This is a genomic window from Pseudomonas sp. NFACC43, assembly GCF_900119645.1.
Classification (GTDB): domain Bacteria; phylum Pseudomonadota; class Gammaproteobacteria; order Pseudomonadales; family Pseudomonadaceae; genus Aquipseudomonas.
This window is the reverse complement of sequence record NZ_FPKK01000021.1, coordinates 1-18,733: the sequence shown is the minus strand read 5'-3', so window position 1 is coordinate 18,733 and position 18,733 is coordinate 1. Positions and strand designations below refer to the sequence as shown.

At 62.2% G+C, this 18,733-nt stretch carries 18 protein-coding genes; 14 read left to right on the top strand and 4 right to left on the bottom strand.

Annotated elements, in window-relative coordinates; translation table 11 throughout:
* Positions 1 to 90 precede the first annotated feature (90 nt).
* Positions 91 to 2,937: an RNA polymerase-associated protein RapA gene (gene rapA / locus BT179_RS24725; RefSeq protein WP_072432149.1), complete on the bottom strand. Its 2,847-nt coding sequence runs from the start codon at positions 2,935 to 2,937 to the stop codon at positions 91 to 93.
* Between the two features lie 249 nt (positions 2,938 to 3,186).
* On the opposite strand from rapA, the gene BT179_RS24720 reads away from it, so the two are divergent.
* From BT179_RS24720 to ccoM, 3 genes are all read left to right on the top strand, one after another.
* The gene (locus BT179_RS24720) at positions 3,187 to 3,528 is read left to right on the top strand and encodes an aspartate-semialdehyde dehydrogenase (RefSeq protein ID WP_072432150.1); all 342 of its coding nucleotides are present in this window, start codon (positions 3,187 to 3,189) and stop codon (positions 3,526 to 3,528) included.
* A 94-nt stretch (positions 3,529 to 3,622) separates the two neighbouring features.
* Positions 3,623 to 3,790, top strand: a complete 168-nt coding sequence (locus tag BT179_RS26845) for a hypothetical protein (protein ID WP_092182018.1) — start codon at positions 3,623 to 3,625, stop codon at positions 3,788 to 3,790.
* 143 nt (positions 3,791 to 3,933) lie between these two features.
* Positions 3,934 to 4,050: a cytochrome c oxidase subunit CcoM gene (ccoM, locus tag BT179_RS27100; RefSeq protein WP_279567505.1), complete on the top strand. Its 117-nt coding sequence runs from the start codon at positions 3,934 to 3,936 to the stop codon at positions 4,048 to 4,050.
* Positions 4,051 to 4,211: 161 nt separating this feature from the next.
* Here the strand turns inward: ccoM and BT179_RS24710 are convergent, their stop codons facing one another.
* Both BT179_RS24710 and BT179_RS24705 read right to left on the bottom strand, forming a co-directional pair.
* On the bottom strand, positions 4,212 to 5,687 hold the full coding sequence (locus tag BT179_RS24710) for an inorganic phosphate transporter (protein ID WP_072398838.1): 1,476 nt from the start codon (positions 5,685 to 5,687) through the stop codon (positions 4,212 to 4,214).
* Positions 5,688 to 6,052: 365 nt separating this feature from the next.
* On the bottom strand, positions 6,053 to 6,253 hold the full coding sequence (locus tag BT179_RS24705) for a hypothetical protein (RefSeq protein WP_072432151.1): 201 nt from the start codon (positions 6,251 to 6,253) through the stop codon (positions 6,053 to 6,055).
* Positions 6,254 to 6,848: 595 nt separating this feature from the next.
* Between BT179_RS24705 and pcaR the strand changes: the two genes are divergently transcribed.
* The 11 genes from pcaR to pcaC all read left to right on the top strand — a co-directional run bounded on the left by pcaR (position 6,849) and on the right by pcaC (position 17,855).
* Entirely contained in the window at positions 6,849 to 7,691 is an 843-nt protein-coding gene (gene pcaR / locus BT179_RS24700) for a pca regulon transcriptional regulator PcaR (RefSeq protein WP_072398836.1), read from the top strand.
* 247 nt (positions 7,692 to 7,938) lie between these two features.
* Positions 7,939 to 9,285, top strand: coding sequence for a 4-hydroxybenzoate transporter PcaK (locus tag BT179_RS24695; protein ID WP_072398835.1), 1,347 nt, complete (start codon positions 7,939 to 7,941; stop codon positions 9,283 to 9,285).
* A gap of 216 nt (positions 9,286 to 9,501) precedes the next feature.
* Positions 9,502 to 10,362: a CoA transferase subunit A gene (locus tag BT179_RS24690; protein WP_072398834.1), complete on the top strand. Its 861-nt coding sequence runs from the start codon at positions 9,502 to 9,504 to the stop codon at positions 10,360 to 10,362.
* Positions 10,359 to 11,138, top strand: a complete 780-nt coding sequence (locus BT179_RS24685) for a CoA-transferase subunit beta (RefSeq protein WP_072432152.1) — start codon at positions 10,359 to 10,361, stop codon at positions 11,136 to 11,138. Before BT179_RS24690 ends, BT179_RS24685 begins: the two co-directional genes overlap by 4 nt.
* On the top strand, positions 11,135 to 12,340 hold the full coding sequence (gene pcaF / locus BT179_RS24680) for a 3-oxoadipyl-CoA thiolase (protein WP_172834646.1): 1,206 nt from the start codon (positions 11,135 to 11,137) through the stop codon (positions 12,338 to 12,340). The genes BT179_RS24685 and pcaF overlap by 4 nt, the downstream gene beginning before the upstream one ends.
* A gap of 36 nt (positions 12,341 to 12,376) precedes the next feature.
* The gene (gene pcaH, locus BT179_RS24675) at positions 12,377 to 13,081 is read left to right on the top strand and encodes a protocatechuate 3,4-dioxygenase subunit beta (protein ID WP_072432154.1); all 705 of its coding nucleotides are present in this window, start codon (positions 12,377 to 12,379) and stop codon (positions 13,079 to 13,081) included.
* Between the two features lies 1 nt (position 13,082).
* The gene (gene pcaG, locus BT179_RS24670) at positions 13,083 to 13,649 is read left to right on the top strand and encodes a protocatechuate 3,4-dioxygenase subunit alpha (RefSeq protein WP_072398830.1); all 567 of its coding nucleotides are present in this window, start codon (positions 13,083 to 13,085) and stop codon (positions 13,647 to 13,649) included.
* A gap of 205 nt (positions 13,650 to 13,854) precedes the next feature.
* Positions 13,855 to 15,150, top strand: coding sequence for an MFS family transporter (locus tag BT179_RS24665; protein WP_072432155.1), 1,296 nt, complete (start codon positions 13,855 to 13,857; stop codon positions 15,148 to 15,150).
* Positions 15,151 to 15,274: 124 nt separating this feature from the next.
* Positions 15,275 to 16,639 carry a 3-carboxy-cis,cis-muconate cycloisomerase gene (locus BT179_RS24660; protein WP_072432156.1) on the top strand — a complete coding sequence of 455 codons (1,365 nt, stop codon included), beginning with the start codon at positions 15,275 to 15,277 and terminating at the stop codon, positions 16,637 to 16,639.
* Between the two features lie 12 nt (positions 16,640 to 16,651).
* On the top strand, positions 16,652 to 17,452 hold the full coding sequence (gene pcaD, locus BT179_RS24655; protein ID WP_072432157.1) for a 3-oxoadipate enol-lactonase: 801 nt from the start codon (positions 16,652 to 16,654) through the stop codon (positions 17,450 to 17,452).
* A gap of 10 nt (positions 17,453 to 17,462) precedes the next feature.
* The gene (gene pcaC, locus BT179_RS24650; RefSeq protein ID WP_072398826.1) at positions 17,463 to 17,855 is read left to right on the top strand and encodes a 4-carboxymuconolactone decarboxylase; all 393 of its coding nucleotides are present in this window, start codon (positions 17,463 to 17,465) and stop codon (positions 17,853 to 17,855) included.
* Between the two features lie 224 nt (positions 17,856 to 18,079).
* Here the strand turns inward: pcaC and BT179_RS24645 are convergent.
* Positions 18,080 to 18,733: OprD family outer membrane porin (locus BT179_RS24645; protein ID WP_143147083.1), on the bottom strand; the 654-nt coding region annotated here is incomplete at its 5' end.

The following is an 18,733-nucleotide window of genomic DNA, read 5'->3' as shown; positions in this document are numbered from 1 at the left end:
GTTCCCAGCCCGACATTTCTATGTTCGGCAGGTTCGCATAACTAAAAAGGCCCGCATCGCTGCGGGCCTCCTGTTGAGTCGCGGGGCCAATCAGCCTGCGACCAGCACTCGGATCGCTTCCAGGCGCAACGCCGCCTTCTCGAGCATCGCCAGGCCTTGCTCGCGCTGTTGACGCAGGGCCACCAGCTCGCTGTCGCGCACGGTGGGGTTGACCGCTTGCAGCGCGGTCAGGCGGGCCAGTTCCTCGTCGGTATCGGCGGCCAGGCGGCGCTGGGCCTCGGCCACGCGTTCGGCGTGACGCGGGGCGACTTTCTCTTCGCCGGCATTGATGCGCGGTGTGAGTTGGTCACGCTGGGCCTGGATGAACTTGTTGGCGCTGGCGCGGGGCACGCTTTCGAGCTGGTCGTTCAGGGTCTCGAACGAGACCCGGGCGGCCAGGTCGTTGCCATTGGCGTCCAGCAGGCAGCGCAAGGCGGCCGGCGGCAGGTAGCGGCCCAGTTGCAGCGAGCGCGGGGCGACCACCTCACTGACGTACAGCAGCTCCAGCAGCACGGTGCCCGGCTTGAGGGCTTTGTTCTTGATCAGCGCCACGGCGGTGTTGCCCATGGAGCCGGACAGCACCAGGTCCATCCCGCCTTGCACCATCGGGTGCTCCCAGGTGATGAACTGCATGTCTTCGCGAGACAGCGCCTGGTTGCGGTCGTAGGTGATGGTCACGCCTTCGTCGTCGCCCAGCGGGAAGCTGGCATCGAGCATCTTTTCGCTCGGCTTGAGAATCAGTGCGTTGTCCGAATGGTCCTCACTGTCGATGCCGAACGCGTCGAACAAGGTTTCCATGTAGATCGGCAGGGCGAACTGGTCATCCTGCTCGAGAATGGCCTCCACCAGTGCATCGCCTTCGCCAGCGCCGCCGGAGTTGAGCTCCAGCAGGCGGTCGCGACCGGTGTGCAGCTCGGCTTCCAGGCGTTCGCGCTCGGCGCGAGCCTCGTCGATCAGCGCTTGCCACTCGCCGTCGTCGGCTTCTTCCAGTAGCGGCAGCAGGCGCGGGCCGAACTGATGCTGCAGGGCGTTGCCGGTCGGGCAAGTGTTGAGGAACGCATTCAGGGCTTCGTGATACCACTGGAACAGGCGTGCCTGGGGGCTGGTTTCCAGGTACGGCGCATGCAACTCGATGGTGTGCTTCTGGCCGATCCGGTCCAGGCGTCCGATACGTTGTTCCAGCAGGTCCGGGTGCGCTGGCAGATCGAACAGCACCAAGTGGTGGGCAAACTGGAAGTTGCGGCCTTCGCTGCCGATTTCCGAGCAGATCAACACCTGGGCGCCAAACTCTTCGTCGGCGAAATAGGCGGCTGCGCGGTCACGCTCCAGGATGCTCATGCCCTCGTGGAACACCGTGGCCGGGATGCCGGAGCGTACGCGCAGGGCGTCTTCCAGATCCATGGCGGTTTCGGCGTGGGCGCAGATCACCAGCACTTTGGTGCGCTTGAGCATCTTCAGGGTGTCGATCAGCCACTCGACGCGCGGATCGAAGCGCCACCAGCGCTCTTCCTCGCCGGTGTCCGTCTGGGCCTGGAAGCTGACTTCCGGATACAGCTCGGCGTGATCGCCCAAAGGCAGTTCGAGGTACTGGTCAGGGCACGGCAGCGGATAGGCATGCAGCTTGCGCTCCGGGAAGCCCTGCACCGCGGCGCGGGTGTTGCGGAACAGGACCCGGCCGGTGCCGTGGCGGTCCAGCAGTTCGCGCACCAGGCGGGCACTGGCTTCGACATCGCCATCGTTGACGGCGGTCAGCAAGGCTTCGCCTTCGTTGCCCAGGAAGCCGTGGATGGTCTGGTGGGCTTCGGGCGAGAGGCGGCCCTTGTCCAGCAGCTCCTGCACGGCTTCGGCCACCGGGCGATAGTTCTCGCTTTCGGCGCGGAAGGCCTTGAGGTCGTGGAAACGGTTCGGGTCCAGCAGGCGCAGGCGGGCAAAGTGGCTGTCCTGTCCCAACTGTTCCGGGGTCGCCGTCAGCAGCAACACACCCGGGATCGTCTCGGCCAGTTGTTCGACCAGCGCGTATTGAGGGCTGACCCGGTCTTCGTGCCAGACCAGGTGATGGGCTTCATCGACCACCATCAGGTCCCAGCCGGCGGTAAACAGCGCGTCCTGGGCCTTTTCGTCGTCCACCAGCCACTCCAGTGCGACCAGGGCCAACTGGGTGTCTTCGAACGGGTTGCTGGCATCGCTTTCGATAAAGCGTTCTTCATCGAACAGGGCGACCTGCAGGTTGAAGCGCCGGCGCATTTCCACCAGCCATTGGTGCTGGAGGTTTTCCGGAACCAGGATCAGCACACGGCTGGCCCGTCCGGACAGCAACTGGCGGTGTATGACCAGGCCGGCCTCGATGGTCTTGCCCAGGCCCACTTCGTCCGCCAGCAATACCCGAGGGGCGATGCGGTCGGCCACTTCTCGGGCAATGTGCAGCTGGTGCGCGATGGGTTGGGCACGGACGCCGCCCAGGCCCCATAGCGGGGACTGCAGCTGCCGGCTGGTATGCTCGAGGGTGTAGTAGCGCAGGGAGAACCAGGCCAGCGGGTCGATCTGGCCGGCGAACAGGCGGTCGCTGGCCAGGCGGAACTGGATGAAGTTCGACAGTTGGGTCTCAGGCAGGGTCACGACTTCGTTCTGCCCGTTGAGGCCGTGGTAGACCAGCAGTCCGTCGACGTCATCGACTTCGCGCACGGTCATCTTCCAGCCTTCGAAATGAGTGATCACATCGCCCGGCGAAAACCGCACACGGGTGAGGGGCGCATTCCGTAGCGCGTACTGGCGAGTGTCGCCAGTGGCCGGGTAGAGCACGGTCAACAAGCGGCCGTCCTGTGCCAGAACGGTGCCTAAACCCAACTCCGCTTCGCTGTCACTGATCCAGCGTTGCCCCGGTTGATACTGCTGCGCCATGCTGCCTGACTCCCGCCTTGAAAAAGCCGGCTATCTTAACGGAATGATCCCTCAGACCAAAGGAAATACGCACGCACCAAGGGTAGTCATCGACAGGTATCGATCAACCGCTTCCATGGAACTTAAGCTGGCTGGGTGATCAAACAAGCTTGTGTGCGATCTGCATTAATGCCAACCGGGTCACAAGTTTCAGACCGGCGGTTCAAGCTGCCTGCCTCGCAGCCGACAACCTGAAGACAGGAGATTCTTATGTTGCCATCCACGCTCCCCTTGAGCGCCGTACCGATTACAGCTCAACAGGATCCGATCCGTCCGCGACCGGATATTCCGCCCGTGACCCCGGTGCAGCAAGGCTCCAACGAAACCACCATCGACCTCAAGCAGCAGGATCCGGAGGAGGCCGCGCTGTTGTTGCGCGAGGAACAGCGTCGCCAGCAGGAGCGGGACAGGCGCCGCCGTGAAGCGGATGAGGATCCCGAAGAACACCTGGCCGTACCGGGTACCGAGCTCAATGCCGATAACACCGTGCCCGTGGTACCGCTGGTGGAAGGCGAGTCGCGCCAGGGGCTGTGGGTCGACATCCAGATCTGAAATCCGCATGTTTGCGACGAAGGCAGGCTGGTCAACGCCGCCAACAGTCCGCATCATGGAGGCATTCGCAATCCACTGCATGATCCCGGACGCCATGAGCCAAGACGACAAGCTGATCGACCTCAGCGCCGAACGCGCCAAGCGCGTTCACGACCTCAACGAAAAACGCCTCAATGAAGTTCGCCAGGCTTTCGAGCAGGCCATGCCTCTGGGCAAGCCCGGAAAGAAAGCCAAGAACAAGAACAAGCCGAAAAAGCGCTGAACCCCCTCGTTCCATTGATACAGATCAGTTATTGCCCCGCCTTTTCCCTCAGTTGCGAGCGTTATTGACCCCGGTCAATTTTCATCCAGGCCTGATTGGTTAACTTGAACCCATCACAACGGGGCAAGACCAGGAGGCCAGTCATGTTTTTCGATAATGTGGTGTTTGCCGGGATACTGACGGTCGGCCTCATGTTCGTATTCTTCGCTGTATTTGGATTATTCATCTGGAAAGACGCACATAAGCGTAGAAAGCCATAAGTCTTTCCAGCTGCAACGAGCACGCAAGGCATTTTGGGCGACTTCGGTCGCCCTTTTTTTTTGCAAGTTTTCTGCTTCTACCCAAAACCGCTGTAGAAAGTCTTGAGTATAAAAAAGGTGCGATCCGCCAGGGTCGCACCTTTTTTTTGTAGCCGCTGGAATCAGCTGACGATGGCGGTGGAGGCGAGCCAGAACAGCGCGGCCGACAGGCCCACCGTGGCTGGCAGGGTCAGCACCCAGGCCAGCAGGATGTTGCGCACCGTGCCGCCTTGCAGGCCGCTCTTGTTGGCAACCATGGTGCCTGCCACGCCGGAGGACAGCACATGGGTGGTGGAAACCGGCAGGCTGAAGATGTTCGCCATGCCGATCATGCACGCGGTGGTGATCTGTGCGGACATACCCTGGGCATAGGTCATGCCCTGCTTGCCGATCTTCTCGCCGATGGTCAGCACCACGCGTTTCCAACCGACCATGGTCCCCAGGCCCAGGGCCAGGGCGACGGCCAGGATCACCCAGAACGGAGCGTACTCGGTGGTGGCGGTCAGGTCCTTGCGCAGCTTGTTCAGGTCATCCTTCTCGCGGGCAGCCAGGCCAGGCAGCTTGCCCACTTTCTTCGCCGTGTCGTCCAGGCAGAGCAGGTAGCGACGCACCTCGATGCGTTTTTCCGATGGCAGCGAGTGATAGTCGGCCACACCCTTGAGGGTGTCGAGCAAGGCATTGATGGTCGGTTCGGTCTGCTGCGGGTTGCAGCGGAATTTCTCGGGCAGGTCGCCGTTCACGCTCTTGCCCAGCGCCAGGTATTCGCCCAGGGATTCGTTGTTGCGCTGGTAGAACTGGCTCAGGTGCAGCGTGGCGTCGCGGGTGCGTTCGATCTGGTAGGTGGTGCTGTTCAGGTCGAGGACGAACTGCGCCGGCACGATACCGATCAGCACCAGCATGATCAGGCCGATACCTTTCTGGCCATCGTTGGAACCGTGGACGAAGCTGACGGCCATGGCTGAAATCACCAGGACCAGGCGGTTCCAGAACGGCGGATGCTTCTTGTCGTCGATCTTGCGACGCTGCTCCGGCGTCTTGTGCATCTTCGACAGCGGACGCCACCATTTCAGGCCGATCAATACCAGGGCGGCAATCAGGAAGCCGGCCATGGGCGAGAACACCAGGGACGCGCCGATATCGATCGCTTTCTGCCAGTTCACGCCGTCGGCCAGGGGAATGTCGTTGATCAACGCGTTGGCCAGGCCCACGCCGAGGATCGAGCCGATCAGCGTGTGGGAGCTGGAAGCCGGGATACCGAAGTACCAGGTGCCCAGGTTCCAGGTGATGGCCGCTGCAAGCAGCGAGAACACCATGGCCAACCCGTGCCCGGTGTTCACATTGATCAGCAGTTCCACCGGCAACAGGTGCACGATGGCGTAGGCTACGCCCACGCCTCCGAGCAGCACGCCGAGGAAATTGAACACACCGGAGAAGAACACCGCCAGGTGAGGCGGCATGGCCTTGGTGTAGATAACAGTGGCAACCGCGTTAGCGGTGTCATGAAAGCCGTTGATGAACTCGAAGGCGAGGACAAAAGCCAGGGCGAGCAAGAGGCTCACAAGCACCCAAGCATCCAGTCCGCTGAATAAATCGATCATGAAGGTTTTCTGACCCGGTCGTAAGGGGGCGCGATTATGCCAGAAAACCGCGTCAATCGATGCCTTCCCTGCTCATCGGTAGCATTCTTCTACGAAATAATTTGTAGGAAACCTTTTCCGACAAGGTTTTCCCTGGGCTGCGCAACCCCTTGATTCAGGGGCGAAAAGCAAGGCGGGCTGGGCGTTTCCAGCTGCTCAGGGGGGGCTTTCAAGAAGTGTATGAAATATCTGAAAGGTGAGAGCCGGCCAATGGTGGGCTTGCCAGAACCTGACAGGAGGCGGCCCGCTCATGACGGGCTTGCGTATCGGCATCCGACCCGGGTGTCGGCCGGATACCGTTGCACGGGAACATCAGGCCAGGCGTGTCATCGTTCTTCGGCCCGGAGTTCCTTTTCCATTTTCTGAAGTTCCTGGTTGAAAGCCTGGTCCTGAACAGTGGCACGTTTGCGCCAGGGTTTGCGTTCCGGTTCAGGTTGTGCGGCGTAGGTGGTGACTTCCCCGCCGTAAACTTCCTTGTAACGTTGTTCCTGGCGCTCAAGTTCCGCGCGCAGTTCGTCTTTCGTCACAGTATTACCTAATAAAGTGAAATGAATCTGGTGATACGCACTGCGTACGCAGACGCAGACGGCCACGGCACCAGAGCTGACAGCTGACGTAGCATCAGGGCTTCGTGTTGTTGCCAATACAGGGGGAAGCGGCCATGGAGGTGCTTCAGGTACCTGCTGTCGGTACCAGGATTTCCATGAGCCCTGGTACCTTCGGACAGTAGCGGTCGATTGGCCGTGCCGTCCTGAAGTGCATTATAGCGACCCGCTCGGATAACACTATCGGGGAAAAAAATAAAACGGCGGTTGTTGTGTGAATCAATATTTGTATGTGCAAGTTATGGCAATTAGATTTCAAACGATGGGACATTCCACGACAGTATCCTGACGCCATCCAGGACGACAAGTTCAATATCCACTGCCTGTTGTCCGAATCAAATCGTCGACACGTTGTTTTATGACCCTCGTCGGCATTTCGCCGACGAGGCAAGCGTCCATTTGCCAATTGCGATTATCGGTCGCTGGTTCGATAATCGAACGGTGTTGCCCGGTCGGGCCTTGTCTGTCCGCCGGGTAGCCGTTTGTAATAGTCGCCATTCCCGTGGAAGCACCAGACATGAACGACCAATTGCGCAGCGCCTTCTCTTCTGTAGCGCCACCGATCGTCGCCTCGCCGGCCAAACGGATCCAGGCCCTGACCGGCGATCCGGACTTCATGACCTCCCTGGCCCGTGGCCTGGCCGTGGTCCAGGCGTTCCAGGAGCGCAAACGCCACCTGACCATCGCCCAGATCAGCCATCGCACGGAAATTCCCCGCGCGGCGGTCAGGCGTTGCCTGCACACCTTGATCAAGCTCGGCTACGCCACCACGGATGGGCGCACCTATTCGCTGCTGCCCAAAGTGCTGACCCTCGGCCATGCCTACCTGTCCTCGACGCCGCTGGCCGTTTCCGCCCAGCCGTACCTGGACCGCATGAGCGAACAGCTGCACGAGGCCTGCAACATGGCGACGCTTGAAGGGGACGATATTCTCTATATCGCCCGCTCGGCCACTACTCAGCGACTGATCTCCGTGGATTTGTCCGTCGGTGGCCGACTGCCAGCCTATTGCACCTCGATGGGCAGGATTCTGCTGGCCGCCCTGGATGACGCATCGCTGCGTGACTACCTCGACCATGCCGACCTGCAGGCCAAGACCAGCCGCACCCTGCACACACCCGAAGCATTGCTCGAATGCCTGCAACAGGTACGCCAGCAGGGCTGGTGCATCGTCGACCAGGAGCTGGAGCAAGGCCTGCGTTCCATTGCCGTGCCGGTATACGACGCGTCCGGCCAGGTGGTGGCGGCGCTGAATGTCAGTACCCATGCCGGGCGGGTCAGTCGTACGGAACTGGAACAACGTTTCCTGCCGGGGTTGCTGGGGGCCAGTCGCGACCTGAGTGCGCAGCTGTTCGCCTAGGCCGCGCAGGCGACGCCTGGGCGAAAAGCCTCGATGCTCGTTCATGCTGCGTTGAAAACCGCCTTGCCTGACCTTCGTCTCAAGACGTTTCGTACAGAGCTTAAGCTGTTCGATAAACGCCCACAGTCGCCTCCAGCGAATTGACGGTATTTGGGTGGCCTCATTAATGTCGCGACAGCGTCATCCGGCGCCGTGATTCTCACGGCAGGAGCAGGGGTGACCCGACACAATAATAATGAGAGCCACCATGAACCAGCCTCAGATTCGCGTAGGCAATTGCCTCGACGTTCAGTCCTTCATCAATGCCCAGCCCATTTCTCGCTACCAGTGGCGGGTGGTGATCCTCTGCTTTCTGATTGTCTTCCTCGATGGCCTGGATACGGCGGCCATGGGCTTTATCGCTCCGGCGCTGTCCCAGGACTGGGGCATCGACCGCGCCAGCCTCGGACCGGTGATGAGTGCGGCCTTGATCGGCATGGTATTTGGCGCGTTGGGTTCCGGCCCCCTGGCCGACCGCTTCGGGCGAAAAGTGGTGTTGGTAGGCGCGGTCGTGCTGTTCGGCGCATTCAGCCTGGCGTCGGCCTATAGCACCAATGTGGATCAACTGCTGGTGCTGCGCTTCCTCACTGGCCTGGGGTTGGGGGCCGGGATGCCCAACGCGACCACCCTGCTGTCGGAGTACACCCCGGAACGCAAGAAATCCCTGCTGGTGACCAGCATGTTCTGCGGTTTCAACCTGGGCATGGCTGGCGGTGGGTTCATCTCGGCCAAGTTGATACCGGCGTTCGGCTGGCACAGCTTGCTGCTGATCGGCGGGATCCTGCCGCTGATTCTCGCGCTGGTGCTGGTGTTCTGGCTGCCGGAGTCGGCTCGCTACCTGTTGGTGCGCAACCGTGGCACCGAAAAGGTCCGCCAGGCGTTGGCGCCGATCGAGCCGGCCACGATTGCCCAGGCGGCCAGTTTCAGCGTGCCGGAGCAGAAAACCGTCAAGGCCCGCAACGTGCTGGCGGTGATTTTCTCCGGTACCTACAGCGCCGGGACGCTGCTGTTGTGGCTGACCTACTTCATGGGCCTGGTGATCGTCTACCTGTTGACCAGTTGGCTGCCGACCTTGATGCGCGACAGCGGCGCGAGCATGGAGCAGGCCGCGTTCATCGGGGCTCTGTTCCAGTTCGGTGGCGTACTGAGCGCGGTCGGCGTGGGCTGGGCCATGGACCGGTTCAATCCGCACAAGGTCATTGGCCTGTTCTACCTGATGGCCGGGGTGTTTGCCTACGCGGTGGGGCAGAGCCTGGGACACATCACCTTGCTCGCCACCCTGGTGCTGGTGGCCGGTATGTGTGTCAACGGTGCGCAATCGGCCATGCCGTCCCTGGCGGCGCGCTTCTATCCGACCCAAGGCCGTGCCACCGGCGTGTCCTGGATGCTGGGCATCGGTCGTTTCGGCGCCATCCTCGGCGCCTGGATGGGGGCGACCCTGCTGGGCCTGGGCTGGAACTTCGAGCAGGTCCTGACCGCCCTGGTCATTCCGGCCGCCCTGGCGACCACGGCGGTGGTGATCAAAGGCCTCGTCAGCCATGCGGATGCAACCTGAGGCGCTGAGATGAACCCTGGGGAGCGAGCCGCCCCCACAGGTTTCTCTGTGTACCTGGATCAATCGATAGCCAAACAACAATCTGTTCGATAAACGAACACTCAGTCGATTATCGGATTGTTTGGCTTTTTTCCGCAGCTTAATCTTCAGCCATTCCGGCGCTTGACCTCGCGCCTTTTTCTTCATGTCGGTCCACTGGAAAACGGAGCCTGCCCCATGGCTGAAATCCTTTCGCTGCACGACGCGGTGAAGCAATTCGTGAACGACGGCGATACCGTCGCACTGGAAGGCTTCACTCACCTGATTCCGACGGCGGCGGGTCATGAAATCATTCGCCAGGGCAAGAAAGACCTGACCCTGGTACGGATGACCCCCGACCTGATCTATGACCAGTTGATCGGCGCCGGCTGTGCCCGCAAGCTGATTTTCTCCTGGGGCGGTAACCCAGGCGTGGGCTCGCTGCACCGCCTGCGTGACGCGGTGGAGAAGCAGTGGCCGCACCCGATGGAAATCGAGGAACACAGCCACGCCGACCTGGCCAATGCCTACGTCGCCGGGGCCTCGGGCCTGCCGTTCGCCGTCTTGCGGGCCTACGCCGGCTCCGACTTGCCCAAGGTCAACCCGCTGATCAAAAGCGTGACCTGCCCCTTCACCGGGGAAGTCCTGGCCGCCGTGCCCTCCGTGCGTCCCGACGTCACGGTGATCCATGCCCAGAAAGCCGACCGCAAGGGTAACGTGCTGCTCTGGGGCATCCTGGGTGTGCAGAAGGAAGCTGCCCTGGCGGCCAAGCGTTGCATCGTCACGGTGGAAGAAATCGTCGACGACTTGAACGCGCCGATGAACGCCTGTGTGTTGCCGACGTGGGCGTTGAGTGCGGTGTGCCATGTGCCGGGTGGTGCCCATCCGTCCTATGCCCACGGCTACACCGAACGTGACAATCGTTTTTATCAGGCGTGGGATCCTATTGCTCGGGATCGTGGGACGTTTACCGCCTGGATCGACGAATACATCCACGGTACCCGTGATTTCAATGAATTCCAGGCCAGACTGGCAGCCGCTTCGCAGGTGAAACCATGACCTACTCCACCAACGAAATGATGACCGTCGCCGCGGCCCGCCGGTTGCAGAACAATGCCGTGTGCTTCGTTGGCATCGGCCTGCCGTCGAAAGCGGCCAACCTGGCGCGGTTGACCTCATCGCCGGATGTGGTGCTGATCTACGAGTCCGGTCCGATCGGGGCCAAGCCCAGCGTCCTGCCGCTGTCCATCGGCGACGGCGAGCTGGCGGAAACCGCTGACACCGTCGTACCGACCGGTGAGATTTTTCGCTATTGGCTGCAGGGCGGGCGTATCGACGTCGGCTTCCTTGGCGCGGCGCAGGTCGACCGCTTCGGTAACATCAACACCACGGTGGTGGGCGACTACCACCAACCGAAAGTCCGTCTGCCAGGGGCCGGGGGCGCGCCGGAAATCGCCGGTTCCGCCAAGAGCGTGCTGATCATCCTCAAGCAGTCGGCGCGGTCGTTTGTCGACAAGCTGGATTTCATCACTTCCGTGGGGCACGGCGAGGGGGGCGATTCCCGCCAGCGCCTGGGCCTGCCGGGGGCCGGCCCCGTGGGGATCATCACCGACCTGTGCATCATGGAGCCGGAAGCCGGCAGCCGTGAATTCGTGGTCACTTCATTGCATCCAGGCGTGACCCGCGAGCAGGTCATTGCCGCCACCGGGTGGGCGATCCGTTTCGCCGACCAGATATACACCACCGCCGAGCCGACCGAGGCAGAGCTGCGCGCACTGCGCGACCTGGAAGCGCGTACCGCGGCGGCCCACGGCCAGGCACCGGGAGAAGCCTGATGCGCGACGTCTATATCTGTGATGCGATTCGAACCCCCATCGGCCGCTTTGGCGGCGCATTGTCCGCCGTGCGGGCCGATGACCTGGCAGCGGTGCCCCTCAGGGCATTGATGGAGCGAAATCCCTCGGTGGACTGGAACGCGGTGGACGAGGTGTTCCTTGGTTGTGCCAACCAGGCCGGCGAAGACAACCGCAACGTGGCGCGCATGGCGCTGTTGCTGGCGGGCCTGCCCCAGAGCATTCCCGGCGTGACTCTCAATCGCCTCTGTGCTTCAGGCATGGACGCTGTCGGTACGGCCTTCCGCGCCATCGCCAGCGGAGAAATGGAGCTGGCCATCGCTGGCGGCGTGGAATCGATGTCCCGGGCGCCTTTTGTGATGGGCAAGGCCGACGCGGCGTTTTCGCGCAACCTGAAACTGGAAGACACCACCATCGGCTGGCGCTTCATCAACCCGTTGATGAAAGCCCAGTACGGCGTGGACGCGATGCCGCAGACCGCGGACAACGTGGCGGACGATTACGCCGTGTCCCGGGCCGACCAGGACGCTTTCGCCCTGCGCAGCCAACAGCGCACGGCCGTGGCCCAGGCGGCGGGTTTTTTCGCGGAAGAAATCGTTCCGGTGCGCATCGCCCACAAGAAGGGCGAAACCGTGGTCGAGCAGGATGAGCATCCACGCGCCGACACCACGCTTGAGGCCTTGAGCAGACTCAAGCCGGTCAACGGCCCGGACAAGACCGTCACCGCCGGCAACGCGTCGGGGGTGAACGATGGCGCGGCGGCCATGATCCTGGCGTCGGCCGAGGCCGTGAAGAAACACGGCCTTACCCCGCGAGGCAAAGTGTTGGGCATGGCCAGTGCCGCAGTGGCCCCACGGGTAATGGGCATCGGCCCGGTCCCGGCGGTGCGCAAGCTCACCGAACGGCTGGGCCTGGCGGTGGCGGATTTCGATGTGATCGAGCTCAACGAAGCCTTTGCCAGCCAGGGCCTGGCGGTGCTGCGCGAATTGGGCCTGGCGGACGATGCGCCGCAGGTCAACCCGAACGGCGGCGCCATCGCCCTGGGTCATCCGCTGGGCATGAGCGGGGCGCGACTGGTATTGACCGCATTGCATCAGCTGGAAAAGACCGGCGGCAAGAAAGGACTGGCAACCATGTGCGTCGGTGTCGGCCAGGGGCTGGCGTTGGCCATCGAACGCGTCTGATACGTCGTCTACCAATAAGAAACCGAGGAATGCTTCATGACTGACAAGCCTGGTTACCGTCGCCCTCAAGCGGGCACCCAGCCGCAATACCTGCACCCGCCATACCAGTCCACCAACCTGCGCTCACCCTCCAAGCCGTTGGTGCACCTGCCTCATTCGCTGTCGGAAATCACCGGTCCGACCATCGGCGCCGAGCGCCTGAAAGAGAAGGACAACGACCTGACCGCCCAGCATGCCGGCGAGCCGTTGGGAGAGCGGATCATCATTCACGGGCGCGTGCTCGATGAACATGGTCAACCCGTGCCGGGCATCCTGGTGGAGATCTGGCAGGCCAACGCCGCCGGGCGCTATCACCATGACCGCGACAAGCACGACGCCCCCCTGGACCCCAACTTCACAGGCACCGGCCGTACCGTCACCGATGCCGATGGCTGGTACCAGTTCCAGACGATCAAGCCCGGTGCCTATCCCTGGGGCAACCACCACAACGCCTGGCGTCCGGCGCATATCCATTTCTCATTGTTCGGTCCGAGCATCCTGACGCGCCTGGTGACGCAGATGTATTTTCCCGGCGACCCGTTGCTGGCCTACGACCCGATCTACAACTGCGTGCCGGATACCAGCGCCAAGGAGCGCCTGATCGCCCGTTTCGACCTGGAAAAAACCGTTCCCCACTACGCCCTCGGTTATCGTTGGGACATCGTATTGCGCGGCCGCGATGCCACGCCGATGGAGAAATAAGATGACGCTCACCGCTACTACGTCCCATACCGTCGGACCTTACTATCACATCGGCCTGACCTGGTTGAATCGCGAAGACCTGACCGTCGCCGAAACCCTCGGCCAGCGCGTGGCGATCACTGGACAGGTCATCGACGGCAATGGCGAGTTCGTCAATGACGCCATGCTGGAGGTCTGGCAGGCCAACGCGGCGGGTAAATACGCCCATCCGGAAGACGACCAGGACAAACCCCTGGACCCGCACTTCGAAGGCTTCGGCCGGGTGCCGGTGGACGCCGAGGGGCGTTTTCGCTTCACCACCATCAAGCCCGGCACCGTACCGGGGCTGGGTGGCACGACCCAGGCGCCGCACCTGGTGGTGCTGGTGTTCGCCCGTGGCCTGGTCAAGCATCTGCTGACCCGCATCTACTTCGATGGCGAACAGGCCAACGAAACCGACCCGCTGCTGGCCAGCGTGCCCGCCGAGCGTCGCGCCACCCTCGTGACCAGGCCCGATGCGTCCGGTGTGTACCAGTGGAACGTGGTCCTGCAAGGAACGGATGCCGAGACGGTGTTCTTCGATTACTGAGTGTTGTCGGGCGAAGGGGCATTCCCGCGCTCTGCGTGGGAATGTTGCCGGTGACGCTTCGCGTCACATCCAGAGCCGAACGCAGAGCGTGCGTTGAGGCGTTCCCACGCGAGCCGCTATTGCTGCGGAAGTTGTTTGCGGAACGGGACTGTTACGAAGTGTGTCTACGATTTGTACGAAAAGTCCCCAGCGAGTGAATCAACCCATGACCATCCCAATCAGTCACTACACAGGCGAAGAGCGTAGCAAGCGGATTTTCGCTATCGTCGGCGCTTCGTCCGGCAACCTGGTCGAATGGTTCGACTTCTACGTGTATGCGTTCTGCGCGATCTATTTCGCGCCGGCATTCTTCCCCTCGGACAACCCCACGGTACAACTGGTCAACACGGCGGGAGTGTTCGCCGCCGGGTTCCTGATGCGACCCATTGGCGGCTGGATTTTCGGCCGGGTGGCCGATCGTCACGGGCGCAAGAATTCGATGATGATTTCGGTGCTGATGATGTGCTTCGGCTCGTTGCTCATCGCTTGCCTGCCCACCTACAAGGACATCGGCGTCTGGGCGCCGCTGCTGCTGTTGTTCGCGCGCCTGTTGCAAGGCCTGTCGGTAGGCGGCGAGTACGGCACCACCGCTACCTACATGAGCGAAGTCGCGCTCAAGGGCCAGCGTGGTTTCTTTGCCTCGTTCCAGTATGTGACGCTGATCGGCGGGCAACTGCTGGCGGTGTCGCTGGTGGTGATCCTGCAGCAGTTTCTCGATGAGGACGAACTGCGTGCCTACGGTTGGCGAATCCCGTTCGTGGTGGGCGCCCTGGCGGCGCTGATTTCCCTGTTCCTGCGCCGCTCCCTGAAGGAAACCAGCAGCAAGGAAATGCGGGAAAACAAGGATGCCGGCAGCATCGCCGCACTGTTTCGCGACCACAAGGCCGCCTTCATCACCGTGCTGGGCTACACCGCTGGTGGTTCGCTGATCTTCTACACGTTCACCACTTACATGCAGAAATACCTGGTGAACACCGCCGGCCTGCACGCCAAGACCGCCAGCTACATCATGACCGGCGCACTGTTCCTGTACATGTGCATGCAGCCGTTGTTCGGCATGTTGGCGGACAGGATTGGCCGGCGCAATTCCATGCTCTGGTTCGGTGGCCTGGGGGCGTTGTGCACGGTGCCGATCCTGTTGACCCTCAAAAGCGTCGGCAGCCCGTTGCTGGCGTTCGTCCTCATCACCTTGGCGCTGGCGATCGTCAGTTTCTACACCTCCATCAGCGGCCTGGTGAAGGCGGAAATGTTTCCGCCTGAAGTGCGCGCCCTGGGGGTAGGGTTGGCCTATGCAGTGGCCAACGCGGTGTTTGGCGGCTCGGCCGAGTATGTCGCCTTGAGCCTGAAAGCCCAGGGCATGGAAAACGTCTTTTACTGGTATGTCACCGTGATGATGGTGGTAGCGTTCCTGTTCAGCCTGCGCCTGCCCAGGCAACCGGCCTACTTGCATCACGACCTTTGACCCACCTGTTCACTCGAGGCTTGTTTGATTCATTGTGGCCACAGATGCCGTGGCGAGGGGACAAGTACCCTCGCCACGGCAATTTCTCTGGCCACAAAGGCATTCACCTTCCGAAGGACTGTTTATGAACGAACGACCGGGCAATCAGCTGTTCGATGCCTACTTCACCACCCGCGACATGCGCGAAGTGTTCTGTGATGCGGGCCGAGTACAGGCCATGCTCGATGTCGAGGCGGCTCTGGCCCGGGCCGAGGCACGGGTGGGGCTGATTCCGCAAGGCGCCGTCGCGCCGATCGAGAACGCCTGCCAGGCACGGTTATACGATTTCGCGGCGCTGGGCGAGGCGATTGCCAGTGCCGGCAATTCGGCGATTCCGCTGGTCAAGGCACTGGGCAAGCGGGTTGCCGCCGCCGACCCCGAGGCTGAACGCTACGTGCATCTGGGCGCCACCAGCCAGGACGTGATGGACAGTGGGCTGGTGCTGCAACTGCGTCGCGCCCTCGAGCTGATCGAGGATGAGCTGGCGCAGCTGGGCGACACCCTGGCCCGGCAAGCCGAGCGCCATGCCGCCACGCCGCTGGCCGGGCGTACCTGGCTGCAGCATGCGACGCCGGTCACCCTGGGCATGAAAATCGCCGGTTGGCTGGGGGCGACCACCCGCAGTCGCCAGCGCTTGCAGGCCCTCAAGCAACGCTTGCTGGTGCTGCAGTTCGGCGGTGCCTCCGGAACACTGGCCGCGCTGGGCGAGCATGCGCTGTCCATTGCCGAAGCCCTGGCCGCCGAACTGCAACTGAACCTGCCGGAACAGCCGTGGCACACCCAGCGTGATCGTCTCGTGGAGTTCGGCTCGGTGCTGGGCCTGATCGCCGGCAGCCTGGGCAAGTTGGGTCGTGACGTCAGCCTCTTGATGCAGACCGAGACCGCCGAGGTGTTCGAGCCTTCGGCGCCGGGCAAGGGCGGTTCGTCCACCATGCCTCACAAGCGCAATCCGGTGGGGGCGGCGGTGTTGATCGGCGCGGCGACGCGGGTGCCTGGTCTGGTGTCGACGCTGTTCAGCGCCATGCCCCAGGAGCACGAACGCAGCCTGGGCCTGTGGCACGCCGAGTGGGAGACCCTGCCGGAGATCTGCTGCCTGGTATCCGGCGCCTTGCAGCAGGCGCGGCTGCTGGCCGACGGGCTGGAAGTGGACGCGGCACGCATGGCCCGCAACCTCGAGCTGACCCAGGGGTTGGTGCTGGCCGAAGCCGTGAGCATCGTCCTGGCCCAGCGTGTCGGGCGCGACACTGCGCACCATCTGCTGGAGCAATGCTGCAAACGCGCGGTGAGCGAACAGCGCCACTTGCGCGACGTGCTGGGGGACGAGCCCAAGGTCACTGCGCAACTGTCCACCGCTGAACTCGATTATCTGCTCGACCCGGCCCATTACCTCGGCCAAGCTCGGACCTGGGTCACCCGGGCCGTGGCCGAACACCTTGCCTTGAATGCCTGAAAGGAGACTGTTGTGGGATTGGTCAAACTCGCCGACGGCGAACTGAATTATTGCTTCGACGGACCGCAGGATGCCCCGGTACTGGTGCTGTCCAACTCCCTGGGCACCCACCTGCATATGTGGGATGAACAGGTCCCGGCGTTCAGCCAGCACTTTCGCGTGTTGCGTTTCGATACGCGCGGCCACGGCCGGTCATTGGTCACCGAGGCCCCCTACAGCATCGAGCAACTGGGCCACGACGTGCTGGCGATGCTCGATCAGTTGAGCATCGATAAAGTGCATTTCTGTGGGTTGTCCATGGGCGGGTTGATCGGCCAGTGGCTGGGGATCAACGCCGGCGAGCGCCTGCACAGGCTGGTGGTCTGCAACACCGCCGCCAAGATCGCTGACGAGACGGTATGGAACCCGCGCATCGAAACCGTGTTGCGTGACGGCCAGGCAGCGATGGTGGCGTTGCGCGATGCTTCCGTTGCCCGCTGGTTCACCCCGGATTTCGCCGAAGCTCATCCTGCGCAGGTAAAGAAAATCACCGACATGCTCGCTGCCACTTCGCCCCAGGGCTACGCAGCCAACTGTGCGGCCGTGCGCGATGCCGATTTTCGTGAGCAACTGTCGTTGATTCGGGTGCCGCTGCTGGTGGTTGCCGGTACCGAAGACGCAGTGACACCGCCGTCGGGTGGGCATTTCATCCAGGAGCGGGTCAGCGGGGCCGAGTATGCCGAGTTCTACGCCGCGCATCTGTCCAACGTCCAGGCCGGCGCTGCATTCAGCGAGCGGGTGCTGGATTTCCTGCTTGATTCCAGCCGTGGCTGAGGAGTATCCCGTGGACGAAAAACAACGTTACGACGAAGGCATGCAAGTGCGCCGCGCGGTATTGGGCGACGCCCATGTGGACCGCAGCCTCAATGCCTTGAACGAGTTCAACAGCGAATTCCAGGAAATGATCACTCGCCATGCCTGGGGTGACATCTGGACCCGTCCGGGCCTGCCGCGCCACACCCGCAGCCTGATCACCATCGCCATGCTGATCGGCATGAACCGCAACGAAGAACTCAAGTTGCACCTGCGCGCTGCCGCCAACAACGGCGTGAGCCGTGGCGAGATCAAGGAAGTGATCATGCAGAGCGCCATCTACTGCGGCATCCCGGCGGCCAATGCCACCTTCCACCTGGCCGAGTCGGTGTGGGATGAGTTGGGCGTCGAGTCGCGGGCTTAAGTGGGCTTCATCCCCTGTAGGAGCCAGCTTGCTCGCGATAGCGGTGGTTCAATTGATGGAGGATGTCGAATGTGATGACGCCCTCGCGAGCAAGCTCGCTCCCACATTGGATCTTCAGTGAGCACAAATTTTGTGCGCGGCACTGATTCCCTGTGGGAGCGAGCCTGCTCGCGAGGGCGGTGGCACCGTATCGAGCGTCTCGGCAGGCTCACCGCATCCAGGTTTTACAACAAACTGATCGGATAGCTGATGAAAATGCGGTTCTCATCGAACTCGTTGGTGCTGAAGTCCCGACGCAGCGACGAGTTGCGCCATTTCACGTTGAGGTTCTTCAGCGCGCCGCTCTGTACGGTATAGGCCAGCTCGCTTTCGCGACCCCATTCCTTGCCATCGTCCACCGTGGCGGTGTGCACGTTGTCGCCGCTGATGTAGCGGTTCATCAGGGTCAGGCCCGGCACGCCGACGGCGGCGAAGTTGAAGTCGTGGCGCACTTGCCAGGACTTTTCCTTGGCGTTGTCGTAGCTGGAGTTGTAGCTGTCGTTGGCCAGGGTACCGCCGCTGGTGCCGTTGACCCGCATCCAGGCATCGTCGCCGCCGACTTTCTGCAGGCCGACATAGAAGGTGTTGCCGCCATATTTGGCCGAGAGCATGGCGAAGGCGGTCTTGTTGTCCAGGTCACCGGCCAGGGCGCTGCCGTTTTCCTTGCCGATGAAATAGCCGAGATTGGCGCCCAGGGTCCAGTCGCCCATGGGCTGGCTGTGGGTCAGGTTGAAATATTGCTGCTGGTAGATGTCGGACAGTTCCGCGTACCACACGCCCACCTGGGTGCGTTTTTCGTTGAAGGCGTATTCGCCGCCGCCGAAGTTGAAGCGGTCGGA

What these genes read in the sequence shown, in the direction of transcription:
- rapA (WP_072432149.1), bottom strand. Translation starts at nt 2,937, where the DNA reads ATGGCGCAGCAGTATCAACCGGGGCAACGCTGGATCAGTGACAGCGAA.
- BT179_RS24720 (WP_072432150.1), top strand. Translation starts at nt 3,187, where the DNA reads ATGTTGCCATCCACGCTCCCCTTGAGCGCCGTACCGATTACAGCTCAA.
- BT179_RS26845 (WP_092182018.1), top strand. Translation starts at nt 3,623, where the DNA reads ATGAGCCAAGACGACAAGCTGATCGACCTCAGCGCCGAACGCGCCAAG.
- ccoM (WP_279567505.1), top strand. Translation starts at nt 3,934, where the DNA reads ATGTTTTTCGATAATGTGGTGTTTGCCGGGATACTGACGGTCGGCCTC.
- BT179_RS24710 (WP_072398838.1), bottom strand. Translation starts at nt 5,687, where the DNA reads ATGATCGATTTATTCAGCGGACTGGATGCTTGGGTGCTTGTGAGCCTC.
- pcaR (WP_072398836.1), top strand. Translation starts at nt 6,849, where the DNA reads ATGAACGACCAATTGCGCAGCGCCTTCTCTTCTGTAGCGCCACCGATC.
- BT179_RS24695 (WP_072398835.1), top strand. Translation starts at nt 7,939, where the DNA reads ATGAACCAGCCTCAGATTCGCGTAGGCAATTGCCTCGACGTTCAGTCC.
- BT179_RS24690 (WP_072398834.1), top strand. Translation starts at nt 9,502, where the DNA reads ATGGCTGAAATCCTTTCGCTGCACGACGCGGTGAAGCAATTCGTGAAC.
- BT179_RS24685 (WP_072432152.1), top strand. Translation starts at nt 10,359, where the DNA reads ATGACCTACTCCACCAACGAAATGATGACCGTCGCCGCGGCCCGCCGG.
- pcaH (WP_072432154.1), top strand. Translation starts at nt 12,377, where the DNA reads ATGACTGACAAGCCTGGTTACCGTCGCCCTCAAGCGGGCACCCAGCCG.
- pcaG (WP_072398830.1), top strand. Translation starts at nt 13,083, where the DNA reads ATGACGCTCACCGCTACTACGTCCCATACCGTCGGACCTTACTATCAC.
- BT179_RS24665 (WP_072432155.1), top strand. Translation starts at nt 13,855, where the DNA reads ATGACCATCCCAATCAGTCACTACACAGGCGAAGAGCGTAGCAAGCGG.
- BT179_RS24660 (WP_072432156.1), top strand. Translation starts at nt 15,275, where the DNA reads ATGAACGAACGACCGGGCAATCAGCTGTTCGATGCCTACTTCACCACC.